5 protein-coding genes and 1 pseudogene are annotated in these 6,627 nt (G+C 64.5%); all 6 read right to left on the bottom strand.

The window, feature by feature from the left end; translation table 11 throughout:
- Positions 1 to 87: pseudogene (locus JOY90_RS19795) on the bottom strand (3-hydroxyacyl-[acyl-carrier-protein] dehydratase FabZ); the annotation flags it as partial.
- Positions 87 to 1,154, bottom strand: a complete 1,068-nt coding sequence (gene lpxD, locus JOY90_RS19790; protein WP_291692797.1) for a UDP-3-O-(3-hydroxymyristoyl)glucosamine N-acyltransferase — start codon at positions 1,152 to 1,154, stop codon at positions 87 to 89. The pseudogene JOY90_RS19795 and the gene lpxD, both read right to left, overlap by 1 nt.
- 89 nt (positions 1,155 to 1,243) lie before the next feature.
- Positions 1,244 to 3,814 (bottom strand): outer membrane protein assembly factor BamA, encoded by a 2,571-nt coding sequence (gene bamA, locus JOY90_RS19785; RefSeq protein WP_291692796.1) that lies wholly within the window; start codon positions 3,812 to 3,814, stop codon positions 1,244 to 1,246.
- Positions 3,815 to 3,983: 169 nt separating this feature from the next.
- Complete coding sequence (locus JOY90_RS19780; protein WP_291692795.1) at positions 3,984 to 5,135, bottom strand: RIP metalloprotease; 1,152 nt, start codon at positions 5,133 to 5,135, stop codon at positions 3,984 to 3,986.
- 57 nt (positions 5,136 to 5,192) lie between these two features.
- Complete coding sequence (gene dxr, locus JOY90_RS19775) at positions 5,193 to 6,416, bottom strand: 1-deoxy-D-xylulose-5-phosphate reductoisomerase (RefSeq protein WP_291692794.1); 1,224 nt, start codon at positions 6,414 to 6,416, stop codon at positions 5,193 to 5,195.
- Positions 6,417 to 6,420: 4 nt separating this feature from the next.
- A partial coding sequence (locus tag JOY90_RS19770) for a phosphatidate cytidylyltransferase (RefSeq protein ID WP_291692793.1) occupies positions 6,421 to 6,627 on the bottom strand: 207 nt, incomplete at its 5' end.

Below are 6,627 nucleotides of genomic sequence, written 5' to 3'. Positions count from 1 at the left end.
GATCAGCAGCATCGGAAACCGATGCGGCAGGGTCTGGAGGATCGCATTGATATCCACGAGCTCGAACCTGACCGGTGCCTCCTCCATCACGTCTGCCCTTCGTCCTTTGCTTTCGCCGCCTCGTCGCGCACCAGGCGCTCGACTGCGACGATCTCCCTGAACCATTGTCTGGTCGGCTTGGCGAAATGACCGCCCCAGCGGCCGTTCGGCGGGATGTCGTCCTTCACCGCGCTCATTGCCGTCACTTGGGCGCCGTCGCCGATCTTGAGGTGGTTGTTGATGCCGACCTTCGCCCCCAGCGCCACATTGTCCCCGATCGTCAGGCTGCCCGCGAGCCCGATCTGGGCGGCCAGCAGGCAGCGCCGGCCGATGGTGACATTGTGGCCGATCTGGACCTGGTTGTCGATTTTGGTCCCTTCGCCGATCACGGTGTCGCGCAGGCTGCCGCGATCGATGGTGGTTCCCGCCCCGATCTCGACGTCGTTCTGGATCAGGACCCGGCCGGTCTGCGGCACCTTGACATGGCCCTCCGCGCTGAAGAACAGGAAGCCGTAACCGTCCTGCCCGATACTGCAGCCGGGATGGATCAGCACATGATTGCCGATCAGGCTGCACTGGATCGCCGTGCGCGCGCCGACATTGCAATCGCGGCCGATCTTGACCCCCGGGCCGATCACGGCCCCCGCGCCGACCACGGTCCCTGCGCCGATCTCGACATTTGCCCCGATCACGGCCAGCGGCTCGACGATGACGCCGTCCTCCAGCCGCGCGCTGGGGTCGATGATGGCGGATGGCGCGATCCCCTCGCAGCCGAACCAGGATTGGGGCCTCAGCGCATCCTCATGCCATGCGCGCGCGAGCTTGACGAACGCGCGGAACGGCTGGGCGACCCGCAGCACGGCGACATGGGCCGGCACGCTGGCCTCGAACCGCGCGCTGACCAGGCAGGCGCCGGCCCTGGTCGCGGCAAGCTGGTCGGCGTATTTCAGATTGTCGAAGAACGTCAGATGCATGGGACCGGCCTCGTCCAGCGAGGCAAGCCCCTTGATGGGGTGCCCGGCCCGCGAGGGATCGGCCAGATACGCGCCGGTCGACGCGGCGATATCAGCAAGCGTCGATGCGGGGGGAGTCCTGAAGAATGTCGGCAGCGCCATCACGGTCCGGCCGGATACGGAAATTCGGTTCCGGATGGACCGGAACCGAATCTCAGCTTGCTTGATGCGTCTTTCCCGGGCGATCCGCCTTAGAAGGTCGTGCCGCCACCAAACTTGAATTCCTGCACGCGGTCAAACGGACCCTTGGTCAGCGGGATCGCATAGTCGAAGCGCAGCGGTCCGAACGGCGAGGACCAGATCAGGCCGACACCCACCGAGCTGCGGACGGTGTTGCCATTGTCGTAGACCAGGCCGGTGCAGGTGCCGGGCGTCGCCGTCGGAGCCTGGGTCGGCTTGATGCAGTTGGAGTTCTGCGGCGTGGTGAGCTCGCTGGTAGCCGCCCATGTCGTCGGTCCCTGGTAGTCATACAGACCGCCGGCATCGGCATAGACCGCGCCCTTCAGGCCGACTTCCTTCGGCAGGAACCAGAATGGCATCTGCAGCTCGAGCGAGGCGCCCCAGTACTTGGTGCCGCCGAGCGCGTCCTGGGTTCCGTAGGGATTGATGTCGCGCGGACCGATGCCGTTCGGCGCGAAGCCGCGGACGAGGTTCGGACCCATCTGGAACTGGTCGAGCATGCGCAGCTCGTTGTTGCCGATCTTGTTCAGGATGCCGGACTGCACGTGGACGAGCCCGACGATATCGGCGACCAGCGGGGTGTAGTACTTCCCGTCGATCTGGGTCTTCAGGTAGGTGACGTCGCCGCCGACCCCGGCGAAGTCCTGCCTGAAGTCGATCAGCAGACCGTCGGTCGGGTTCTTGTTGTTGTCGAGAGTGTTGTAGTTGAGCGAGTAGCCGACCGCCGACGTCAGGGTCGCGCCGTTCGCCAGTTCCTTGCGCACCGGCAGCGAGGCCTCGCCGTCGCTGAAGCAGAACAGCCCGAGGCCCGACGTGTCGGTCGCGCCGAACGCATTGCCGCCGTTCGCCGCCACGAAGGCGGGCGTCGGATTGAACGCGAGGAAGTTGTTGCCGACCTGCGAGCCGCCGATCGTGTTGTTACAGTTGGCGAGGGTCAGCGGCAGCGTGACCTGCTGCTGATAGATCGAGTAGCGCAGCTGCAGCGACAGATCCTCGCGGAGCTGGAAACCGAGCCGCGGGCTGAAGCCGATCGTCTTCGTGCCATAGGCGATGAAGTTGTTCGCCATCTGCTCGCGGTAGTAGGCGTCGAGCCCCAGCGCGACCCGATAGTCGAGGAAATAGGGATCGACATAGGACAGCGAGAGCCCGCGGGCGTACTGGCCATAGGTCACGGCCGCCTTGGCGAACAGGCCGCGTCCGAGGAAGTTGCGCTCGGAGATCGAGACCTCGGCCAGCGCGCCGTCGGTGGTCGAGTAGCCGCCCGATATCGAGAAGTCGCCGGTCGATTTCTCCTCGACGTCGACGTTGAGGATGACGCGGTCGCTCGACGAGCCGGGCTCGGTGGTGATCTTCACGTTCTTGAAGAAGTCGAGATTCTTCAGCCGCCGCTCGGCGCGGTCGACCAGCGCGCGGTTGTAGGCGTCGCCCTCGGAGATGTCGAACTCGCGGCGGAGCACGTAGTCCCGCGTGCGGGTGTTGCCCCGGATGTTGATGCGCTCGATATAGGTCCGCGGGCCCTCGTCGACCGAGAACACGATCGAGACGGTGTGAGCCTCGAAATTGCGGTCGCCACGCGGACGCACGATCGCGAACGGATAGCCGCGCCGCGAGGCCTCGATCTGCATTTCCTCGACGGACTTCTCCAGCGCCTCGGCGTTGTAGACCGAGCCGACGTTGACATGCGAGAAGCTCGCGAGCGACCTGCCGTCGAGCGTGCCGATGCTCGACTGGTAGTCGACCGATCCGACGCGGTACTGCTGGCCCTCGTCGATCTTGAAGGTGATCAGGAAGCCCTTCCTCTGCGGGTCGTACTCCGTCAGCGCGGCCACCACCTGCACGTCGGCGAAACCGTGCTTCAGATAGAAGCGGCGAATCAGGTCGCGGTCGGCCTCGACCCGGTCCGGATCGTAGACGTCGTTGCCGCCGAGAAAGCTCAGGAAATTGGTCTCGTGGGTCTTGATGACGTCCTTGAGCCGGTACGACGAATAGTAGCTGTTGCCGACGAATTCGATGGTCTTGACACCGGTCTTGCCGCCCTCCTCGATGGTGAAGACGAGATCGACGCGGTTGTTCGGCTGCTCGATGATCTCGGGCGTGACGTGCACGTCGTAGCGGCCGGAATGACGGTAGATTTCCGCGATGCGCTGGGCGTCGGACTGCACCATCGGGCGCGACAGGGTGCCCCGCGGCTTGGACTGGATTTCCGCCGTGAGCTGCTCGTCCTTGACCTTCTTGTTGCCCTCGAAGGCAACGCGGTTGATCACGGGATTCTCGACCACCGTGACGACGATGTGGCCGCCGGCGCGGCTGATCCTGACGTCGGCGAACAGGCCGGTCTCGATCAGCGCCTTCAGGCCGTCATCGACGGCGGCGGGATCGAGAGTCCCCCTGGGACCGGCCTTGAAGTAGGAGCGGATGGTCTCCACCTCCACACGGCGATTGCCCACGACCTCGATCGAATTGACCGTCTGCGCGGCGACCGAAGACGACACGAGCGTCACCGTCAGCGCGGTGGTTACCGGCGCGGCAAACATGACTAGGGCGGCCAACAGGACCCCCCTCCCCAGCAGTCCAAACTTCATGCGCGCCGCGCCCTCATTCCGAGCCGGTTTGCACCCCCGCAAGCCGGCAGATTCCCATCGAATTGCTCGCTTGTAGCCAATTTCGCCGGACCGGCAAACGTTGGAACGCGCTGCATTTTCATTTTCGTTCCAAGACGTTGCGCATTGGCAACGTCACAAAAAAGCCCGGTCACGATGCCGTCAGGTGCAGGATGTCGTTGTAGGTCGCAAACACCATCAACATCAGCACCAGGCCGAGTCCGATTCGGAATCCCATCTCCTGCGCGCGCTCCGACAGGGGGCGGCCCCGGACGGCCTCGACGGCGTAGAACAAAAGGTGCCCTCCATCCAGCAGGGGAACCGGGAACAGGTTGAGCAGCCCGATCGAGACCGACAGGACGGCGCAAATCTGAACCAGGAACTGAAAGCCCATGCTGGCCGCCTGTCCGGAGAGCTGGGCGATTCGCAGGACACCACCGACCTCGCCCGAATTGCCCGCGCCGACGAACAGGGAGCCAACGAACCTGAGCGTGTTCGAAATGATGTACCAGACCTGCTCGACGCCGATCTTGAGCGCTTCCGGAACGCCGACCGGTATCGAATTGGGCTCGCCGGGCTGGGCGTTGTACTGGATGCCCAGCACGCCCATGCGATGGGTGTTGCCAAAGGCGTCCTTCCTGTCCTGCAGCGCGGGGGTCGCCTGCAACGTGATGACCTCGCCGTCCCTTTTGACCGAGAACACCAGCGCCGAGCCCGCGTGAGTCCCGACGATTCGCTGCATGTCGGCGAAGCTTTCGATGGCGCTGCCGTCGATGGAGATCACGACGTCGCCGACCTTGAAACCCGACGCCGCAGCGACGCTGTCCGGCTGGACCCCGTCGACCCGCGCAATCTGGCTGGGCTTGCCGAAATACAGCGCCATTCCGGCGAAGATCAGCGCGGCAAGGATGAAATTCGCAAGAGGACCGGCCACCACGATCGCCGCGCGCGGGCCCACTTTCTTGTGATGGAAGCTGGCCGCCCGCTCCTCGTCGGTCATGCTGGCCAACGCCTCAGCCGATGGCGTCGACGCCTCGGTGTCATCGCCCAGGAACTTCACATATCCGCCGAGCGGCACGGCCGAGATCTTCCAGCGCGTGCCGCGGCGGTCGTTGAAGCCGACCAGTTCCGGCCCGAACCCCAGCGAGAAGGTCAGCACCTTCACGCCCGCCCAGCGGGCGATCAGGAAATGACCGAGCTCATGGAAGAAGACGACGATCGTCAGGACGAACAGGAACGGGATCACGTAACCGATCAGGCCATGACCCAAGGTATTGAAACCATGGAGAAAAAATTCGGACATCCGTGTTCCCAATCTGCAGAGCGGGAGCCCCCGATCCCGAACCTTGTAACGAACCCTCTAAGATGCCTTTAAGGCAATTTGAGGCAACAGGGTGGCCGCCACATTTCGGGCATTATGGTCAATGGCGATCGCGTCGTCGGCCGATTTCAGAGGTGACAGATTACTGGCGCGAATCCAGGCATCCAGCGTGGCCTCCACGAGCCGGGCGATGGCGCCGAATCTGATCTTACCACCGATGAAGGCCGCAACCGCGATCTCATTGGCGGCATTGTATACCGTAGTGGCACCGAAGCCGGTCCTTAACGAATCGTAAGCGAGCCGCAGGGCGGGGAAGCGGGCGAAATCGGGCGCCTCGAAGGTGAGCTGGCCAACCTTGGCGAGGTCCAGCTTTGCCGATGGTCCCTTGATTCGGTCCGGCCATCCCAGGCAATGCGCGATCGGGATGCGCATGTCGGGCGTGCCGAGCTGGGCAACCACGGAGCGGTCGGCGAATTCGACCATGCCGTGCACGATCGATTGCGGATGCACCAGGACGTCGATCTCGTCCGGCGTCAGCCCGAACAGGTAGGAAGCCTCGATCACCTCCAGCCCCTTGTTCATCATCGAGGCCGAATCGATCGTGATCTTCTGTCCCATGCTCCAGTTCGGATGCTTCAGCGCCTGCGCCAGCGTCGCCTGCTCGATATCGGCGGGGTCCCAGGTGCGGAACGGTCCGCCGGAGGCGGTGATGATGACGCGGACCAGCTCGTCACGGTTGCCGGAGCCGAGCGCCTGGAACAGCGCGTTGTGCTCGGAATCCGCCGGCAGGATGCAGGCGCCGGCCTTCATGGCGCGCTGCATGAAGAAATCACCGGCACACACCAGGCATTCCTTGTTGGCGAGCGCAACCGTGGCGCCGCGGTCGACTGCGGCCAGCGCCGGCTTCAGGCCGGCCGCGCCGCTCACCGCCGCCATCACCCAGTCCGCCGGCCGCGCGGCGGCCTCGATCACCGCGCTCTCGCCTGCTCCGCATTCCGTGCGGGTGCCGGCCAACGCCTCCTTCAACTCGCCCAGCCTGGCCGGATCGGCAATCGCTGCGAAGCGTGCGCCGAATTCGCGAGCGAGCTTGGCCAAGGCCTGGACGTTGGAGTTGGCGGTCAGCGCCTCGACACGGAAGCGGTCGCGCGCCCCTCGCAACAGGTCCATCGTGCTGTCGCCGATCGAGCCGGTGGCTCCAAGCACGCTGACGCTTCGCACGGCGGATGCCGCGGACTTGGTATTCCGCAATGGAACTGCGCTCATGACCTCACCAAACCATAAGAGCGCGGCCGACGCCATCCGCGCCGCCGCGCAGGAACCCGAAAACGGCCGCCAATAGCATCGCCGCCACCAGCCCGTCGAGCCGATCCATAAGCCCACCATGGCCCGGGATTATGTGACTTGAATCCTTGACCCCGAAGCGCCGTTTGACCGCCGATTCAAAGAGATCGCCAAGTTGCGACGCAACCGACAG

Source organism: Bradyrhizobium sp. (assembly GCF_019242285.1).
Lineage (GTDB): Bacteria > Pseudomonadota > Alphaproteobacteria > Rhizobiales > Xanthobacteraceae > Bradyrhizobium.
Note: the sequence above shows the minus strand (reverse complement) of the source record. Positions and strands in the feature narration are given on the sequence as shown.

What these genes read in the sequence shown, in the direction of transcription:
- lpxD (WP_291692797.1), bottom strand. Translation starts at nt 1,154, where the DNA reads ATGGCGCTGCCGACATTCTTCAGGACTCCCCCCGCATCGACGCTTGCT.
- bamA (WP_291692796.1), bottom strand. Translation starts at nt 3,814, where the DNA reads ATGAAGTTTGGACTGCTGGGGAGGGGGGTCCTGTTGGCCGCCCTAGTC.
- JOY90_RS19780 (WP_291692795.1), bottom strand. Translation starts at nt 5,135, where the DNA reads ATGTCCGAATTTTTTCTCCATGGTTTCAATACCTTGGGTCATGGCCTG.
- dxr (WP_291692794.1), bottom strand. Translation starts at nt 6,416, where the DNA reads ATGAGCGCAGTTCCATTGCGGAATACCAAGTCCGCGGCATCCGCCGTG.